The sequence below is a fragment of the Haloterrigena sp. KLK7 genome (assembly GCF_037914945.1).
Classification (GTDB): Archaea; Halobacteriota; Halobacteria; order Halobacteriales; family Natrialbaceae; genus Haloterrigena; species Haloterrigena salinisoli.
The window spans coordinates 1,038,462-1,055,362 of the sequence record NZ_CP149787.1 but is presented as its reverse complement, the minus strand read 5'-3'; the positions used below and the strand labels follow the sequence as shown (position 1 = coordinate 1,055,362).

General features: G+C 66.5%; 17 protein-coding genes and 1 tRNA gene. 5 read left to right on the top strand and 13 right to left on the bottom strand.

Annotation, left to right across the window (positions count from 1 at the left end; translation table 11 throughout):
- Nucleotides 1–2: 2 nt before the first annotated feature.
- Nucleotides 3–542 carry a GNAT family protein gene (locus WD430_RS05170; protein WP_339104958.1) on the top strand — a complete coding sequence of 180 codons (540 nt, stop codon included), beginning with the start codon at nucleotides 3–5 and terminating at the stop codon, nucleotides 540–542.
- A 6-nt stretch (nucleotides 543–548) separates the two neighbouring features.
- Here the strand turns inward: WD430_RS05170 and WD430_RS05165 are convergent, their stop codons facing one another.
- The gene (locus WD430_RS05165; RefSeq protein WP_339104957.1) at nucleotides 549–1,343 is read right to left on the bottom strand and encodes an NAD+ synthase; all 795 of its coding nucleotides are present in this window, start codon (nucleotides 1,341–1,343) and stop codon (nucleotides 549–551) included.
- Between the two features lie 204 nt (nucleotides 1,344–1,547).
- Here WD430_RS05165 and WD430_RS05160 point away from each other — a divergent pair.
- Nucleotides 1,548–1,618: transfer RNA gene (locus WD430_RS05160), tRNA-Gly, on the top strand.
- 105 nt (nucleotides 1,619–1,723) lie between these two features.
- Here WD430_RS05160 and WD430_RS05155 read toward each other — a convergent pair.
- From WD430_RS05155 to WD430_RS05130, 6 genes are all read right to left on the bottom strand, one after another.
- Nucleotides 1,724–2,683: a transcription initiation factor IIB gene (locus WD430_RS05155; RefSeq protein ID WP_339104956.1), complete on the bottom strand. Its 960-nt coding sequence runs from the start codon at nucleotides 2,681–2,683 to the stop codon at nucleotides 1,724–1,726.
- 98 nt (nucleotides 2,684–2,781) lie between these two features.
- The gene (locus WD430_RS05150) at nucleotides 2,782–4,248 is read right to left on the bottom strand and encodes a hypothetical protein (protein ID WP_339104955.1); all 1,467 of its coding nucleotides are present in this window, start codon (nucleotides 4,246–4,248) and stop codon (nucleotides 2,782–2,784) included.
- A 54-nt stretch (nucleotides 4,249–4,302) separates the two neighbouring features.
- On the bottom strand, nucleotides 4,303–4,737 hold the full coding sequence (locus WD430_RS05145) for a universal stress protein (RefSeq protein ID WP_339104954.1): 435 nt from the start codon (nucleotides 4,735–4,737) through the stop codon (nucleotides 4,303–4,305).
- 105 nt (nucleotides 4,738–4,842) lie between these two features.
- Nucleotides 4,843–5,205 (bottom strand): hypothetical protein, encoded by a 363-nt coding sequence (locus tag WD430_RS05140; RefSeq protein WP_339104953.1) that lies wholly within the window; start codon nucleotides 5,203–5,205, stop codon nucleotides 4,843–4,845.
- 3 nt (nucleotides 5,206–5,208) lie between these two features.
- Nucleotides 5,209–5,448, bottom strand: coding sequence for an amphi-Trp domain-containing protein (locus WD430_RS05135; RefSeq protein ID WP_339104952.1), 240 nt, complete (start codon nucleotides 5,446–5,448; stop codon nucleotides 5,209–5,211).
- A gap of 215 nt (nucleotides 5,449–5,663) precedes the next feature.
- A complete protein-coding gene (locus WD430_RS05130) occupies nucleotides 5,664–6,695 on the bottom strand; it encodes a KaiC domain-containing protein (protein WP_407067136.1) in 1,032 nt (343 codons plus the stop codon).
- A 248-nt stretch (nucleotides 6,696–6,943) separates the two neighbouring features.
- On the opposite strand from WD430_RS05130, the gene WD430_RS05125 reads away from it, so the two are divergent.
- The gene (locus WD430_RS05125; RefSeq protein ID WP_339104951.1) at nucleotides 6,944–7,795 is read left to right on the top strand and encodes an NAD(+)/NADH kinase; all 852 of its coding nucleotides are present in this window, start codon (nucleotides 6,944–6,946) and stop codon (nucleotides 7,793–7,795) included.
- Nucleotides 7,796–7,816: 21 nt separating this feature from the next.
- Here the strand turns inward: WD430_RS05125 and WD430_RS05120 are convergent, their stop codons facing one another.
- From WD430_RS05120 to WD430_RS05110, 3 genes are all read right to left on the bottom strand, one after another.
- Nucleotides 7,817–8,467, bottom strand: a complete 651-nt coding sequence (locus WD430_RS05120) for a DsbA family oxidoreductase (RefSeq protein WP_339104950.1) — start codon at nucleotides 8,465–8,467, stop codon at nucleotides 7,817–7,819.
- A gap of 131 nt (nucleotides 8,468–8,598) precedes the next feature.
- The gene (locus tag WD430_RS05115; protein WP_339104949.1) at nucleotides 8,599–9,378 is read right to left on the bottom strand and encodes a DNA-directed RNA polymerase subunit epsilon; all 780 of its coding nucleotides are present in this window, start codon (nucleotides 9,376–9,378) and stop codon (nucleotides 8,599–8,601) included.
- 875 nt (nucleotides 9,379–10,253) lie between these two features.
- Nucleotides 10,254–11,207: a DNA polymerase beta superfamily protein gene (locus WD430_RS05110; protein WP_339104948.1), complete on the bottom strand. Its 954-nt coding sequence runs from the start codon at nucleotides 11,205–11,207 to the stop codon at nucleotides 10,254–10,256.
- Nucleotides 11,208–11,531: 324 nt separating this feature from the next.
- On the opposite strand from WD430_RS05110, the gene mptA reads away from it, so the two are divergent.
- Complete coding sequence (mptA, locus tag WD430_RS05105) at nucleotides 11,532–12,470, top strand: GTP cyclohydrolase MptA (RefSeq protein WP_339104947.1); 939 nt, start codon at nucleotides 11,532–11,534, stop codon at nucleotides 12,468–12,470.
- Between the two features lie 138 nt (nucleotides 12,471–12,608).
- Here mptA and WD430_RS05100 read toward each other — a convergent pair whose 3' ends face one another.
- Entirely contained in the window at nucleotides 12,609–13,346 is a 738-nt protein-coding gene (locus tag WD430_RS05100) for a PGF-CTERM sorting domain-containing protein (protein WP_339104946.1), read from the bottom strand.
- Between the two features lie 188 nt (nucleotides 13,347–13,534).
- Here WD430_RS05100 and WD430_RS05095 point away from each other — a divergent pair, with 188 nt between their 5' ends.
- On the top strand, nucleotides 13,535–14,284 hold the full coding sequence (locus WD430_RS05095; RefSeq protein WP_339104945.1) for an MBL fold metallo-hydrolase: 750 nt from the start codon (nucleotides 13,535–13,537) through the stop codon (nucleotides 14,282–14,284).
- Nucleotides 14,285–14,326: 42 nt separating this feature from the next.
- On the opposite strand, the gene WD430_RS05090 is transcribed toward WD430_RS05095, so the two are convergent.
- On the bottom strand, nucleotides 14,327–15,130 hold the full coding sequence (locus tag WD430_RS05090) for a helix-turn-helix domain-containing protein (protein ID WP_339104944.1): 804 nt from the start codon (nucleotides 15,128–15,130) through the stop codon (nucleotides 14,327–14,329).
- 84 nt (nucleotides 15,131–15,214) lie between these two features.
- Nucleotides 15,215–16,864, bottom strand: a complete 1,650-nt coding sequence (locus tag WD430_RS05085) for a DUF255 domain-containing protein (RefSeq protein ID WP_339104943.1) — start codon at nucleotides 16,862–16,864, stop codon at nucleotides 15,215–15,217.
- Nucleotides 16,865–16,901: the final 37 nt, after the last annotated feature.

The following is a 16,901-nucleotide window of genomic DNA, read 5'->3' as shown; positions in this document are numbered from 1 at the left end:
TAATGCCCGGCCCGACCTTCCTCTCCGGCGACCGCGTCGATCTCCGACCGATCGAAGAAGACGACCTCGAGTTCCTGCGCCCGGCGGTCAACGATCCGCGCGTCTGGCGCCCGATCGGCCGGTCGCGACCCGTCAACCGCGAGCAGGAACGGGAGTTCTTCGAGAACGTCGTCTGCGGCGACGACACGGTGAACCTCCTGATCGTCGCCGATTCGACGCCGGTCGGGACGATCGCGTTCAACGATATCGATCAGGAGGCGGACCGGGCGGAGATCGGCTACTGGATCGCCCCCGACCACCACCGGCAGGGGTACGCCACCGACGCGGCCGAGCGGTTCGTCACCTACGGCTTCGACCAACTCGGCCTGCACAAGATCACGGCCCGCGCGTTCGAGTTCAACGAGGCCTCCCAGCGGCTGCTCGAGTCGATCGGGTTCACGAAGGAGGGGATCCACCGCGACGAAGTGTTCATCGACGGCGACTACCGGGACACGTACTGGTACGGGCTCCTCGAAGCGAACTGGCGCTCGCGAGCCGACTGAGCGCAGTCAGTCGAGCGGCTCCGGCGCCGGGGGCGCCTGCCGCTTGTGTTCGCTGCGGTCGTACATGCCGCGAACCTTCTCGACGGTCTCCGCGTCGACCTCGAGCAGCCGGGCGGTCGCGTCGACCGACAGCGGGCCGTCGACGTGGGTCGCCAGAATCGAGTCGAGCGTCTCGTAGCTGACGCCCATCTCGTCCTCGTCGGTCTGGTCGGCCCACAGCTCCGCCGTGGCCGTCTTCGCGGCCAGTTCCTCGGGGACGCCGACGTGACGAGCCAGCTGGCGGACCTGGCCCTTGTAGAGGTTGCCGATCGGGTGGCAGTCGACCGCGCCGTCGCCGTACTTCGTGAAGTAGCCGACCGCGGCCTCGCTGCGATTGCCCGTGCCCAGGACCAACCGCTCCTCGTGGTTCGCGACGAGGTAGTTTAACACTGCACGGGCGCGCGCTCGAGCGTTGCCGACGGCCTCGCGGTCGCCCTCCGCTTCGGGGTAGGCCTCGAGCAAGGCGTCGACGATCGGCTCGACCTCGATGACGTCGTAGCTGATCTCGAGGTCCTTCGCGACTCGCTCGGCGTCGCTCATGTTCCCCTCGCTGCTGACGCGGGCCGGCAGGACGAGCCCGTGGACGTTCTCGGCGCCCAGCGCCTCGACGGCGAGATGGGCGGTGAGCGTGCTGTCGATCCCGCCCGAAAGCCCCAATACGGCCCCGTCGGCGCCGGCGGCGTCGACCTGCGACCGAATGAACTCGGTGATGTGTTCGCGTCGCCGTTCCAGTTCCGCCTCCGAGAAGCGAAGGTCGAGCATCTGTCTGGGCGTCTGTACGGCTGGCCCGTCCTAATAGCCTCCCCTCGACGGCGAAAAGTGGACGACTGTTCGGCGATCGGGCTGTCGGTGTGGTCGTGGACTCGAGAAGGAACGCTACGTTGAAGTGGAGTCGGCGGGTACGTTTGGGTGAGCGCCGGTGGTGAGACGGATGATGTCCGTCGAATTACGGCGCGAACAAAGTGAGCGCCGGTGGTCCAGTGGTAGGACTCGAGCTTCCCAAGCTCGCGGCCCGGGTTCAATTCCCGGCCGGCGCATCCCTCGAAATTTTACGCTTCGATAGATCTACCTCTGGATCGGAGAGTTCTCGAGAGCCGGGTCCGTGTCACCGAGGACGACAAAACGCGCCCAAAAACCGCCCGCTAGATCCCCATCGCTTCGATCTGCTCCTGATACCGGTTCCGGATGGTCACCTCGGTCACCTGGGCGACCTCGGCGATCTCGCGCTGGGTCTTCTTCTCGTTACAGAGCAGCGAGGCGGCGTAGATCGCGGCGGCGGCGTAGCCCGTGGGCGACTTACCCGACAGCAGTCCCTTCTCGGTCGTCGTGTCGATGATCTCGGTGGCCTTGGCCTGGACCTCCTCCGAGAGGTCGAGCTCCGAGCAGAACCGCGGCGTGTACTGTTTCGGGTCGACGGGCTCCATCTCGAGTCCCAGTTCCTGCGCCACGTACCGATAGGTGCGGCCGATCTCCTTGCGCTCGACGCGGGAGACGGCGGCGACCTCCTCGAGCGAGCGGGGGATGCCCTCCATGCGGCAGGCGGCGTAGAGGGTGCTGGTGGCGACGCCCTCGATCGAGCGGCCGCGGATAAGGTCCTCGTCTAGGGCGCGCCGGTAGATGACGCAGGCGACCTCGCGGACCGATCGCGGGATGCCCAGCGAGGAGGCCATTCGATCGATCTCGCTGAGGGCGAACTGCAGGTTGCGTTCGCCGGCGTCCTTGGTGCGGATGCGTTCCTGCCACTTGCGCAGGCGGCGCATCTGGCTGCGCTTGTCCGCGGAGATCGAGCGGCCGTAGGCGTCCTGGTTCTTCCAGTCGATGGAGGTCGTCAGCCCCTTGTCGTGCATCGTCTGGGTGGTCGGCGCGCCGACGCGGGACTTGCTCTGTCGCTCCGAGTGGTTGAACGCGCGCCACTCCGGGCCGTGGTCGATGTTCGAGCCTTCGACGACGAGTCCGCACTGATCGCAGACGAGTTCGCCCTGATCCTCGCTCGTGACGAGCGTGCCGTCGGCGCACTCGTCACACGCCCGCTCGCGTTCACGTTGGTCTGTGGTTTCGGTCGATGCTGATTCGCGTTCACGCTGGCGGGATGGGCGAGCCATTTCGTATAGACAATGACGGCCGAGGCTTTTAGGTGTCGCCCTCCACAAATCGATTGTTTTTCTGAACCGCCGAACCGCTAAAAAGCCGCGAACCCCCTTCAGAAGTACCCTATCAGCGTTCCGGTGAGAACGAGCACCCACAACGCGACGCCGGCGACGAGCATATCGTTGAATCGCGACTCGCGCGTCGCGCGCTTGGCCGCGCCGCCGGCGATCAGTCCCAGCGCGACGACGACGAGCATGCGCTGGAGGACGACGTCGACGGGCAGCGAATCGACGCCGAGGTAGCCGTAATCGAGCCAGATCGCGGCGGCCAGCGAGCCCGCGGCGACGAGCGCGGCGTCGAGCCGCCGGGTGAGCGTCCCCGCGATCAGGTAGGTCGCGGTCGGAATCCCGACGGCGAGCACCGGGTACAGCAGGCCGGCGATCTGGTGTGGCGTCAGGAAGCCGGCGCGGTGCTCGAGGGCGAGGCCGCCGAAGCGCACGGCGAAGTACAGCCCGACGATGGCGCCGACGAGGAGCAGGTGGCCGATCTCGATCCGGGCGTACGCGGCCGCGATCCGCCGGCGGTCGACGTCCGTCAGGTGGTCGTCGATGGCCGACGGCGTCCGGTTGGCGACGCGTTCGGGATCGATTCGGCCGCCGGTATCGGCCCGTACCGTCCGACTGCGTCTGCGCGCGACGAGGCCGACGGCCCCGGGCAGGAGAATCATCCCGGTCAGATCGACGACCGTCGCCCAGCCGTCGGCGTCGCTGGAGTTCCTGTTGTCGAGGTACATCCGGTGGACGTCCTCCTCGACGTCGACCCGCGGATGCTTCATGAAGTCGTTCTCGACTTTCGTCTGGGCGTCCTGCGAGCCGTGGACTCGGTGGCGGAGCGTGAACCAGTCGAAGTGTTCCGAGTGGGTCTGCATGATCACCCACTGGTCGTCCTCGTTGGGGCTCTCGTAGAGCCTGATGTGGTAGCGCTGGCCGTAGTAGTCGCCGTCCTCGAGTTGCCGCGTCTCGGTCGTCCAGTAGCCGGACTCGTTGGGTCCGGGATCGAGATAGGCGTAGCGAGTGCCACCGTCGGCGTCGCCCCACTCGAGGTCGGGGATCGGACCCGACGTCTCGTTGGCCGACTCGGATTCGTTGTCGGTGTCGTTCGCGGGCGGAGCGTCGCCGATCGACCCGTTGGCTGTCGTGTCGTTGGCTATCGTGTCGTTCGGATCGTCGGAGCTATTGCCGTCGCCGATGAGCGCGTAGGTGTTCGGCCCCGCTTCGGTCTCCGTCTCGTTGATCTCCGTCCATTCGCCGTCGCTGGCTTCGGTCAGAACCCGCTCGACGTCGTCGACGTCGCCGCGAACGACGACGTTGATCGGACTCCGTTGCTTGAACCGTTCGTCGGGGCTCAGGTACCGCCAGAACCTGCTCTCGGAGTCCTCGAGTTCGGTCATTCTGGGCGAGACCTCCGTCTCGTTCGAAGAGATGGACTCGGTCGAGGGAGAGAACAGCAGTGAGGGCCCGCCGACGAAGAGCACGGCGAGAACGAGTAACGCGAGTGCGATCACGAGCGAGCGACGCATGTTCTCCCTACTAGCGACGGGTTACACATCAATCTATGTGGTTTCAGAGCGGAGTCAGCCCTCGACGTCCGGGCCGACGGTCAGGACGGGAGCGGGGGCCTCGCGAACGACCCGCTGGGAGACGCTCCCGACGACGTTGGTCTCGTACTCGTCGCCGCTGGTTCCCATCACGATCATGTCGACGTCGTGGTCGGCCGCGTAGTCGACGATGCATTCCGCTGGATGTCCCGTGTCGGTCGCCGTCTCGACCGCGAGGTCGCGGGCCGCCGCGCTCGTCGCGACGTCGTCGATCGCGTCGCGGGCGTTCGCTCGCAGGTCGTCGCGGACCGTCTCGACGCGATCCTCGTCGAGGACGAGGAACGCGCGGTCGTCGACGACCGAGAGGACGTGGACGGTCGCCGATCGCGTCGCTGCGATATCGATCGCGTGGCTCGCGGCGACTGCCGCCTGATCGCTGCCGTCGGTCGGAACGAGGAGTGTCTCGTACATCGGGCGTACTCGAGACACTCGGCCGCGGTGAAAAAGCGATTGCCGTCGTTCTCTTCGCGTGGGAATACCTCGGACGCCGCGGTCAGCGACCGATTTCGGTGTGCCCTAGGCGCCCGGGATGCCCAGCGCCTCCGGGGTGACGATGCCGAGTATCGAAGCCGCGTACACGATCGCGACGGCGACGACCCAGGCGATGATGCCGATCGCGGCCGCAGTCCCCCAGCCGCCGGGGTAGCGCCAGTTGATGACGCCGACCCAGGCGACGAGCATCACCAGCACGCCCAACAGCGGGATCCAGCCGACGAAGTAACTCGTGAGCGCCCAGACGGCCGCGCCGATGAGGGCGGTCAACGCGGCGTTGAAGGCGCTGGCGTCCCGATCGAGGATGACCCGGGCGCCGGCCAGGATCGCGACCGTTCCGACGAGCAGACTGAGGACGAAGATGATGGCGGAATCGATTACAGCCATGATTTAGGCCTTCCAGTTCAGTTCGATCTCGATCGTCTCGCGACTCCCCCGGATCATCGAGGAGCGTTCGATGACGTCGATCGAGACGTCGATCTCCTCGGACGGATTCAGCGAGACCGTCTTGTTGCCGACGGTGACGTCGATCTCCTCGGCGTCTCCGTCGAACTCTTCGGACAGCGTCGACAGGAACGCTGCGAGTTCCGATCGCGGAAGTTTCTCGTCGGCCGTCGTCCGTTGAGCCATACGCGCTAGTGGCGGCGATATCCGCAAAAGTATGGGCAGCAAACGGGTTCCTAACGGAGGGTTACTGCTCCAGACGCGGCCTGACCGCTATCGCACCCGGAACGAGACGAGTACTAACAGGTACGGGACGACCACTGATCGTGACGAGATAGACACTGAGAGGAACGAGACGACCTCCGCTCGGAGCGAGACGACGACGGCCCCACCAGACTGACTCAAAACAGGTTCGCCTGCTGGTAGACCGAAATCCCCTCGCCCGTGATCTCGTAGGGCTTCTTCTCCCGGGAGTGATTCGCGTCTCGGATCTTCTGGATCTCGACGGCCAGCCGCGTCTCCCGGAAGTCGTCCGGTCTGATGTACTGCAGGACGAAGACCGCGTCCGTGAGGTACTCCACGATACCGTACCGGGACGCGTAGGGCGTCTCTTCGGCGGCCTCGCTCGTCAGCAGGGCAGTGACGCCGGCGTCCTTCAGGCTCCGGGTGAAGTCATAGATCTCGGTGCGCCGCGTCGCGCGGTCCTCGTACATCATCTCGAGCAGCGACACCGAGTCGAGGACGAGTCGGTCGGCGTCGAACTCCGCGATGAGCGCCGGGAGCTCGTTTTTGATCGACTGCAGGCTGTTGGCCATCTCGATGGGGTCGACGTCGACGACGGCGAGTCGGTCCTCGGCGAGGTACTCGTCGAAGGGGTAGCCCTTCTCGGTCGCGCTGTCGATCACCCGCCGGCGGCTCTCCTCTAAGGTGATGAACACCGCGTTCTCGCCCCGTGCCAGGCCGTGCTCGAGGAACTGCAGGCCGAAGGTCGTCTTCCCGGTCCCGGCGCTGCCCATCGCGACGAGCAGCGAGCGCTCGGGGACGCCGCCCTGGATCATCCGATCGAGCCCCTCGATGCCGAGCTCGAGTCGGGGGAGTTCGGAGTCGACCGCTTCGTCGAAGTCGGTCTCGTCGGCCGTCGCGAGTCCGAAGTCGACGTCCGAAAAGCCGTCCGGCCTGGCGGCGTCGCCCCCGACGGTCGGCACGTCGACGTCCCCCAGCGCGGTGCCGAAGTCTTCCTCGAATAATTCGCTCTCGTCTTCCCCTTCCCCTTTCCCTCTCCGTTCCGCTTCCCCTTCGCCTTCGTCGGTCGTCCCGTTCTCCGTTTCACGCCGGTCCGCGACCGTCGCTTCGGTCTCGTCGCTCACTGCGTCCTCGGCGTCCTCGAGCGCGCGTTCGAACCAGTCGTCGGACTCGTCACACCCGTCACGCACGGGAATCACCGTCGTTCGCTGCCCCGCGACGACCGTCACCGGGAGCGCCGCCGAGGGCGTCCGCTCGCGGCGGTTGCAACGACCGGTCGTGATACCTCGGCGGGATAGCCTCTCTCATACCGGATCTGGGACGGCGGGGACCGCGGGACCGTTCACGTACTCGAGTGTCCCCCACCACGATGAATGTTGTTGCCGGGCCGACGGCGTGACGGATGGCTTTTTGACGACGCAGCGGGTAGCCGCCGACGATGGACGTCGCCGTCGGAATCGTCGGCCAGCGAGGCAACGAGCGCGCACAGGGACTCGCCGCGTCGCTCGCGGAGACGCTCGAGCGACGCGGACGCGATGGAGGGGAGACCGCGGTCGTCGTCGACGAGGCGACCGGCGAGACGGTCGACGTGCCCGCGCGTCCGGTCGACGAGATGGACGACCGAGATCTCGTCGTGAGTATCGGCGGCGACGGCACGCTGCTGTTCGTCGCTCGCGAGGTCGGCCCCACGCCGATCCTCGGGGTCAACCTCGGCGAAGTCGGCTTTCTCAACGCGGTCGCGCCCGAGGACGCCGTCGACGTCGTCACCGAACTCGTCGCGGACTACCGCGAGACCGGCGCCTTCGAGGGGCGCGAACTCGCCCGCCTCGAGGCGACGGGCGAGGACGCCGACTGGACCCTCGAGCCGGCGCTCAACGAGATCGTCGTTCACGGCCCGCGCCGGGGACCCGGCGGCGGCGGGACCGTCGAGATCCGCGTCGACGGCGGGCGGTACGCCGCAAGCCACGCCGACGGCGTCCTCGTGGCGACGCCGACGGGCTCGACCGCGTACAACCTGAGCGAGGGCGGGCCGCTGGTTCACCCGACGGCCGACGCGTTGATCGTCACACAGATGGCCGCCGCCGATTCGATGCCGCCGCTGGTCGTCGATCCGAATACTGATCTCTCGATTACGATCTCGGAGACCGACACGGCCTACGCGATCAGCGACGGTCGGAACCGACGCCGACTCGAGCCCCCCGCGACGGTCACCGTCTCGGTCGCGGACGAGCCGATCAGGCTCGTCGGCCCCCGCGGCGACTTCGTCTCCAGCCTCGAAAAACTCGACTGAACGCCGTCGCGTCGTCGCGAGCTACCGCTGGGGCTGCTCCGCTCCCTCGAGCAGTCGCTCGAGCTGCGCCGGCGGGACGGCGCCGCGGGCGACGTGGTCCTCGTAAACGAACGTCGGAACGCCGGTGACGCCCCGTTGCTGGGCCGCCTGGAACCGGTCCTCGAGCTCCGTTCGGAGGCCGTCGTCGTCGATCGCCGAGCGGATCTCGTCGACCGGAAGCCCGACGGTCTCCGCGAGGTCCGCGAGGACGTCGGTGTCGCCGATGTCGCGACCGTCCTGCCAGAGCGCCTCGTAGATCGCCTCGTCGAAGGCCGCCCACTGGTCGGGATACTCCTGTTTGACGTACCACGAGGCCTGCTGGGCGGGCAGCGAGTCGACCTCGGTGGCCATTATCTGGGCCATCTCGACGCCGTACTCCTCTTGCAGCCGGCGGACGTTCTGTTTGGCCTGCTCGTAGTACTGCTCGTCCTTGCCGTCGTCGGCCTCGTGATCGATGGAGCCGTCCGGGTTCCGCTTGCCGCTGCGGAGGTCGAACGGCTGCCAGTCGACCTCGAGCGGCGCGTCCCGATTCTCGCGGTACTGCTCGAGCGATCGCGTTCCCAGGTAACAGAAGGGACAGACGTAATCGGCGTAGAGTTCGAGTCGGTCGACCGCATCGGCTGAATCTGACATACCCACGATAGGGAGCGACGACGGAAAAGTCGCCGGCAACCGGAACGGAACGAAACGGAGTGGAAGGGAACGCCTCTATCGATCGGTCGCTCGGCACCGACTCGCGCCCGCTGCTGGCGCCGCTGGCGTATTCAGGCCTCGTTCGCGCCGTCGCCGGCGGCGACGCCCTCCTCGCTCCCCGCGTTCGCCTCGGTGACGTCCGGCAGGTTGGGGTCTCGGTAGGGGTTCCGGCCGTACGCCGGGAGCTCGTCCTCGAGTTGCTCCTTGAGGACCCGTCGGAGCCGGTTCAGGCTGGTCGTGTCCAGCCCGTAGTCGGCCGCGAGACGCTTGAACGTCTCCTCCTCGGTGATGTCGTGGGCCCGGTACTGGGCGAACAGGTCGTCCATCCGGTCGGCCGACAGCGCCTGGGCGTCGATGTCGTCGAGCCCGAAGTACTGCTGGCGGTCGACGTCGACGACGTGGCGGATGACCACCAGCGCGACCTTCTCGATCGCGCGCTGGCTACCGAACTCGGTGAGATCGATCTCGTCCATGACGCCCAGCGCGAGGTCCCGCTGCCACGGCGTCACCTCGAGGGCGTTACACAGCGCCTGGGTCGTCCGCAGCCGGTCGAGCCGGTGAGCGCGCTCGCTGTAGCCCGGCGTGGCCGCGTGCTGTTCGTCGTGCAGTCGGCGGACGCTCTCCGAGAGGTCCCCCTCCGGCGACTCCGCGCGGCCGATCACGGTCGCACTCGGCGTGACGACCCCCCACTGGCGGACCGTCGAATCGCGCTGGACGTCCGCCCGCGAGAGCGACCCGGAGCCGGGCCGGTTTTCGAGTCGGCGTTCGTCCTCGTACTCGAGTTGCGGGCTGTCGCCGACGGCCGCGGCGTCGTCGAGGCCTGGACCGGGTTCAGCACCGTCGTCTCTCATTACCGCTCCCTCGGACCGGCAGACGGAAAAAGGCACCTCCTAGGCGAACCGTCGCTCGAGGGAACTGACCGGCTCGATGATACGAATCCGCGGGACGACCGCCCGACGGCGCAACCGCTCTCGTGGCTGGGGACGGATTTCGGCGCCGCGAAAAGCCCTTCGTAGCTTCACCTTGTGATCAGAAGCACTTAAAGAAGTGCCAGTCGTTGGTTCGGGCCACGGTTCGAAGATCGATGTCGCTACCCGCGAATCTGTGACTCGAGAAGGAACCGTTCTCCCGTCGTATCTCTACCTTGTGACCAGAGCTACTTAAAGAAACGTCGTTCACTGGCGGCCGATCACTGCAGAGGCCCATCGCTCCCTCGTCTTATTCCTCGAGGACCTCGTTTCCGTCATCGCTCCACCTCGTAACCAGAGATACGGAAAGCGCGATCGCGGACCGATCGCCCCACGTCGCTCGTGGCGGACACGCGGCTACGGGCGGCAATCCGGATGGTAGACACCGAGGTTGCTCGTCCTTCCTCCGTTCGCCGTATACAATCGCGTTCCCTCGATCTCCTCACCACAACTATCGCACGTCATCAGCGATGCCAGACGCTCACGCCAGTAACCGCTATTGTGACTACGAGACGGAGTAACGGCAGCGGTGTCCAGCGGTGATCAGTTAGCGGACGGCCCGTCTCTGTGGACCGCGCTCACCGGCACTCGAGTTCGCCCGGTTGCTCAGTCGCTCGTCTACGGACGAGAGATCACTCGAGAGATCGGTCTCTGATCGGGTTTCGATAGCCTCGAAGAACGACGCCGTCCCGTCGTATCTTCACCTTGTAACCAGAGCCACTTAAAGAACGATCGCTCTCCGAGACGCCGTCCGACCGCTACCGGACCGCGTCGATCAACTCGTCGATGAACCCGTCCAGCCGTCCGAGAGCGGGACCGCTGCGCGCGTGGATCGCGGGATCGATCTCGCGGGGCGGGTGGGCGAACTCGCGGCCGACGGCGTCGCCGATCACTGCCGCCCCCTCACCGGCCCGCTTTCGCTCGAGCAACGCGCGGGCGCGATGGATTCGATCGGCGTCGAAGACCGACGGCGCCTGCTCGTCCAGGAAGCGGTCGAACTCGATCGCCGGGAGCTCGTGGTCGCCTCGTTCCCCGGTCGCCCTCAGGTAGCGAGCCGACATCGCCGCCCGGACGATCGTCAGGTTTCGCTTCACCGTGGGTTTCGTCTGCGTCTCGGTGAACCGCTCGTCGTCGGCCGGGATCGTTCGCGTTCCGTCGCCGGTGCCAGAGTCGTCTCCTCCTCCCTCGTCTCGGGTCTCGACGACGTACTCGTCCTCGCGCACCTCGACGATCGGGAACGTCGCGTCGTCGCTGCGGACCAGATGGTGCGAGACGTACTTCCGGTAGTTGCTCGTCGCGATACCTCGCCACGCGTGATAGAGGTCCATCGGATTGTACGTCCGGTCGACGTAGGCGGCGAGGGCCGCGGGATCGTACGCGACGCGATAGCGGACCGGACTCCGGAGCAGATCGATCGCGCCGTCGTTTGAGTCAGCCAGTAGCCGCGCGAACGTGCGGACGTCCCACCCCTGTAGTTCGACGTCGCCGGACTCCTCGAGGATCGTCTCCGGTCGTCCCTCGAGATGGGCGTAGCGACGCAGATCGTCAGGGACGAAGACGACGCCGACGTCGTAGTCGCTCTCGGGGCTCGCCGCGCCCCAGGCGTGGCTCCCGCGGGCGACCGCCAGCGCGACGCGAACGTCGCGGTCGTGCTCGATCGTCGCCAGCAGGTCGTCGACGGTCTCGAAAACGGCGTCGGGGACGGTAGACATGGCTGTCGCTCTCGTGTCCAGCGAGACAGCGGTCCGCGAGAAGCTCTTCGTAGCTTCACCTTGTGACGAGAGCCACTTAAAGAACGACCGTCGAGGATCGCTGATCAGTGACTCGAGCGCTACCGCTGGTGGAGACGAGGTGACTCGAGAAGGAACCGTTCTCCCGTCGTATCTCCACCTTGTGACCAGAAGTACGTAAAGCGACGCGAGGCGCCGTAGCCGATTCGCGGACGCGAGATCCGCCTGCGGTCCGAATTGGCCAACTGTTCGCCGACGACTTCTCGTTCCGAAAGCTTGAATCGCTGCCTGCCCTGAATGCGGACAATGAGTCATCAGCTTCCGGACGTGCAGGCAACGTCGCCCGACGTCACCGTCGGTCTGAGCCAGGTCGGCGTCACCGGCGTCGACAAACTCGTCAAGATCGCCCGCGAGGGGAAACGACCGATCGTCCTCACCGCCGAGTTCGAGGTCTTCGTCGACCTCCCCGCCTGGCGCAAGGGCGCGGACATGAGTCGCAACATGGAGGTCATCGACGAGATCTTAGAGGAGGCCACCCGCGAGGAGGCCTACCGCGTCGAGGACGTCTGCGGCGACGCCGCCGAACGGCTCCTCGAGAAACACGACTACACCTCCACGGCCAAGGTCTCGATGGAGGCCGAGTTCATGCGCCGCGAGCAGACGCCCGCCAGCGACCGCGAGACCCAACACACCGTCGACATCATCGCCTCGGCGACCGCGACCGAGGAGGGAACCCGCGAGGAGATCGGTGCGGAGGTCACCGGGATGACCGTCTGCCCCTGCTCGCAGGGGATGTCCGCCGCGCGCGCGAAACAGACCCTCGAGGACTTGGGCGTCGAGGAGGGGACGATCACGGAGTTCCTCGAGGAGGTCCCACAGCCGGGCCACTCCCAGCGCGGTCACGCGACGCTGACCGTCGAATCGAACGGCGATCCCGAGGTCGACCTGAACGACGTCATCGACATCGCGCGCGACGCGATGAGCGCGCGGATCTACAACCTCGCGAAGCGGCCGGACGAGGACCACATGACCTACGCGGCCCACGCCGACGCGAAGTTCGTCGAGGACTGCGTGCGGGCGCTCGCCGAGGGCGTCGTCGACGAGTTCGATCACCTCCCGGACGACGCGGTGATCACGATGAAACAGTCTAACGACGAGTCGATCCACCAGCACAACGCCCACGCCGAACGGAAAGTCGAGATGGAGACGCTACGCGAGGAAGTCGACGGCGACCTCGAGCGCTGACCCGCGAAACGCGAATTTCGCCGCCGCCGGGATCTGCGTCGTTGCCGATTTCGTCACCGCCGTCCTCGACGGGGTCGACGCACTCGAGGACTCCCTGTATTCGACCCAACTGCGCTCGAGTCGTGCCGTCCGGGTCGATTACCGGTCGACTCGCCGGTCGATCGCCAGCGTGGCGGCGATACAGAGGGCGACGAGCGCGACGGGGCTGCCGAAGCCGGGAACGCCGTCCTCGTCGTCGGTATCGTTCTCATCGTCCGTGTCTTCGGTAGACGTCTCCGCTTCGTTATCGGACTCGTTCTCATCGTCCGCGTCGTCATCGGACGAGTCGGCTACGGTCGCCTCGACGAACAACTCGCTCGTGTGTTCCTCGTGGAGGTGCCACACCGCCACGTCATCGCGGACCTCGTGGGCGTTCGAATCCGTAATCTCGCCCGGCATGTTCACCCGATACGTGTATTCGGAGACGTTCGGATCAGCACCGCGATTCGTGATGTTAAACTCCTCGTAGACGACCGTGTCTCCGTCCGCTGTGACGTTGGCCTCTGATTGTCCGCCCGTATCGACGTCGACGAGTTCGACCGAGAAGACGTAGCCACCGGCGACCTGCGAAGTCGTCACCGACACGTTACCGATCCAGTCATCCGCTTCGTACAGCGACTCGTACCAGGCCTCGACCCCGTCGTATCCTTCCAACTCCGCATACGTTTCGTAGTCGCTGTACGTCTCTTCGTCCACTCCCCAGACCAGTTCTACCCGCTCGACCGAACCGTTCTCGGACACCGTAACCTCCGTGCTCTCCGAGCCGTACGCTTCTTCTGCGGCGGCGGGCATCGCGAGGACGCCGAGACTCGTCGCCAGCAAGACGACTGTCGCCACACCGATCGAAACGCTCGTTCTATCCGCGATATGAACCATAACCCAACTTTCGCCACATCTGTCATAAATGGTATGATCGGGAAACGGCGGTCATCGACGGAATGCCGGACGAGCACCGCGGTCGACGTTCGAGCACCGACTCTCGACTCGAGACAACTTTTATCGGCGCGACCGGGATACCATCGGTCGTGACAGTGCGACACGACACGCTGACGATCTCGTGGCTCGGCTACGCGACCGTTCGGATCGAATCCGACACTGGAACCGTCGTCTACATCGACCCCGGTCGATACGGCACGCTCACCGGCGAGTGGGACCGGGACGTTCCCCATCCGCCGGGCCGAGAGTACACCGAACGCGACGGCGATCTCGTGTTGGTGACCCACGATCACCACTACGACTCCGACGGCGTCCGCCGAGTCGCCCGCGAGGACGCGACGGTCGTCGCCTACGAGGCCGTCGACGCCGCGTCGATCCGTGCCGGCGGGCGCGAGGTCGAAGACCTCGACGCGCTCCCCTACGACGTCCGCCGCGTGGAATACGGCGACGAGCTGGCGGTCGGCGACATCGACCTCGAGGTGATTTCCGCCTACAACCACCCCGACGGCCGCAACGTCGACGAGAGCGGCGAGCCGATCCACCCCGAGGGATTCGGCTGCGGCTATCGGTTCGTCGTCGACGGAACGAGCGCGTTCTGGACCGGCGACAGCGACGTTCTCGACGGTCACGCCGATCTCGACGTCTCGCTATTCCTGCCGCCGATCGGGAAGAACTTCACCATGAACCGGACCGAGGCCGCCGAACTCGCCGCGGCGATCGATCCCGACCTCGTCTGTCCGATCCACTACAACACGTTCCCGGACCTCGAGGCCGATTCGCGGGCGTTCGCCGCCGACGTTGCGGCCAATGGGGTCCCCGTTGTCCTCGACGAGGCGTGACGGCTGACGCGGACGGGACGATCGACGGATCGAGTCGGCGCGTCAGAACTCGAGCGGTTCCGCTTCCCCCCATCGGGGGACGAACTCCTCGTGGACGTTCGCGGCGAACTCCGGGTCCTTGAGGTCGATCATCCCGAACGCGTCGCCCGAGGAGAGCGGGTTCGGCACCTGGATACAGATTTCGACGCCGTCGATGATGTTGAACGACCCCGAGATGTCGTCGTTCGTGCGCACGTCGAAGTCGTCACGCTGCTGGAGCGTCTCCCGGTAGCGCTCGCCGACCTCCTCGGACATCGAGGCGACCATCTCGCGCGTCATCAGGAGATCGATGGAGACGCCCCGATCGAGGGCGTCCTCGAGTTGCGCGGTAACCGCCTCGCTGACCGACTGCATGTCCCACTGCGGGGACGGATCGGCCGACACCATCACGATGTGGTCGTCGGCGGCCGCGAGTCGCTCGAGCATGAGGTCGACGGTCTCCTCGGGGCCGACCGCGGCGGTCCAGAACTGGTCTTCGACCGGCTCGGCCGCGTCGAGCTCGTCGGCCAGGTCGTCGACGATCGACTCGTACTGGTCGGCCTTCTCCTCGAGTTCGCGTTTCTTGTCCTCGAGCAGCCGATCGAGGGCCGTCGACGGTTCGACGGCGACGTACTTCTTTGGCCGACTCGCGGTCTGGCTCCGGACGAGGTTGTACTGCTCGATGCTGTTGAGCACGTCGTAGATCCGTCCCATCGGCACGTCGCTGGCACGCGACAACTCTTTCGCCGTTGTGGGACCGGTATTGAGCAGCGACCGGTAGGCTCGGGCCTCGTACTCCGAGAGCCCGAGATCCCTGAGACTGGACATTGTCTGCAAGAACTAACCGCGGGAATATAAACGCTGTGGTCGTTTGATGGACGACTGACTGGCGCGCGAACTCGGCCACGCGCGTTACTCGAGGACCGACTGGACGCGTTCGCTCAACTCGGCAGGGGTTTCGGCGACGTCCGAGCGCTGCTCGCCGCGTTCGACTCGCGCCAGACCGGCCTCGAGGTCGTCGGCGTCGGGAACGACGACCTTCTCGTGGTCCGCCATTCGCAGGGCGGCCCGGTGGAGATCGGTTCCGGGTTCGGTCGCGATGCGGATCACCAGCGGCCCCTCGAGCAGTCGCGAGACGGCGGTCGCGTAGCGGGCCATCTGGACGCCGAAGCGGTCGCTCGCGCCGGCGAAGGCCTCGAGCGTCTCCCGGGCGACCTCGCGGTACTCCGTCTCGCCGGTCAGGACCGCGAGCTCCAGCAGCGCGTCCGCGAGGGCGACGTTCGTATCCAGCGGTCGAAGCGGCCGATCGAGGAGTCCGGCCCCCGTCGCCGGCCCGTCGAGGAACGACTCCCCGTCGCGGAGCCGATCGATCGCCGCGTCCGCGACTGCGGTCGCGGACGCCAGCGCGTCCCTCTCGAGGACGCTCGCGGTCGTCGTCAGCGCCGACAGGACGCGGGCCTGATTCGCGAGCAACGCCATCGGCTCGCCGTCCGCGTCGCGTTCGGCGTCGCCCTCGAGCGCGTGGACGACCACGCCGTCCTCGAGCAGGTCCGCTCGGACGGTCTCGAGGGCGCGTTCGGCGTACCGACGCGCCCGCTCGTCGTCGGTGTAGGCGTGGTAGGTGAGCAGTCCTTCGATTGCCAGTCCGTTCGGGCCGGCGAAGACGCCCTCGTCGACCGGCGGCTCGTCGGCCGCGGCGCGGTCGGTCGCGTCGATCGTGTGGGCGTCGTCCTCGCCGGGCGCCTGACTGTTCGCGAAGGCGTCGGCGTCGTCGTTCCACAGCGTCGTCGTGAGGTAGTCGACGGTCCGCTCGGCGGGCTCGCGGTACTCGTCTCTGCCCGTCAGCAGGTAGGCGTTGGCGAACGCGCGCACGAGCGCGCCGTTGGAGTCTAAGAGCTTCTCGTGTTGGAGTCCGGCCCAGTCGCGTTCGGCCGCGAACCGGTAGAATCCCCCGTCGTACTCGTCAAGCAGGTTCGCGCTGACCGCGTCGAACGACCGCAGAGCCATCTCACGGTCGCGCTTGAGCGCGAACTCGAGGGCGTCGGGCAGCGGAAACTTCGGACTCCCGCCCCAGCCGCCGGCGGTCTCGTCGTAGGCCTCGGTTAACTGGCCGAGCATCGCCGACTCGACGTCGGCCGTGAGTCGGCCCGCGGGCGGGTTGTCCTCGCGGAGCGGGCGAGGGACGCGACCGGCGCCACTGCCTTTCGTCTGCCACATGGTCCGAACGCTGTCCAGTACCTGTCGCATCCCGTCGGGACCGAGATAGCCCGCGCCGGTCAGCACCGTCCCGTCCGGGGCCAGAAAGACCGTCGACGGAAACCCGCCCATGTTATACCGATCACGCACGCGCGGGCGACGATCGACGTCGACACGAACGGGGACGAAACTGTCGTTGACGTTCGCCGCGATGCGGGGCTCCGCGTAGGTCTCCGCGTCCATCTCGTGGCAGTGATCACACCACGTCGCAGTGAGCGAGAGCAAGACCGGGGCGTCCGCCTCCGCCGCCTCGTCGAAGGCGTCCTGACCCCACTCGCGCCACTCGACACGCGTCTGGTCGTTCATATCGGACCCTCGGCTGTCGCGGGCGTAAGCCCTTCGA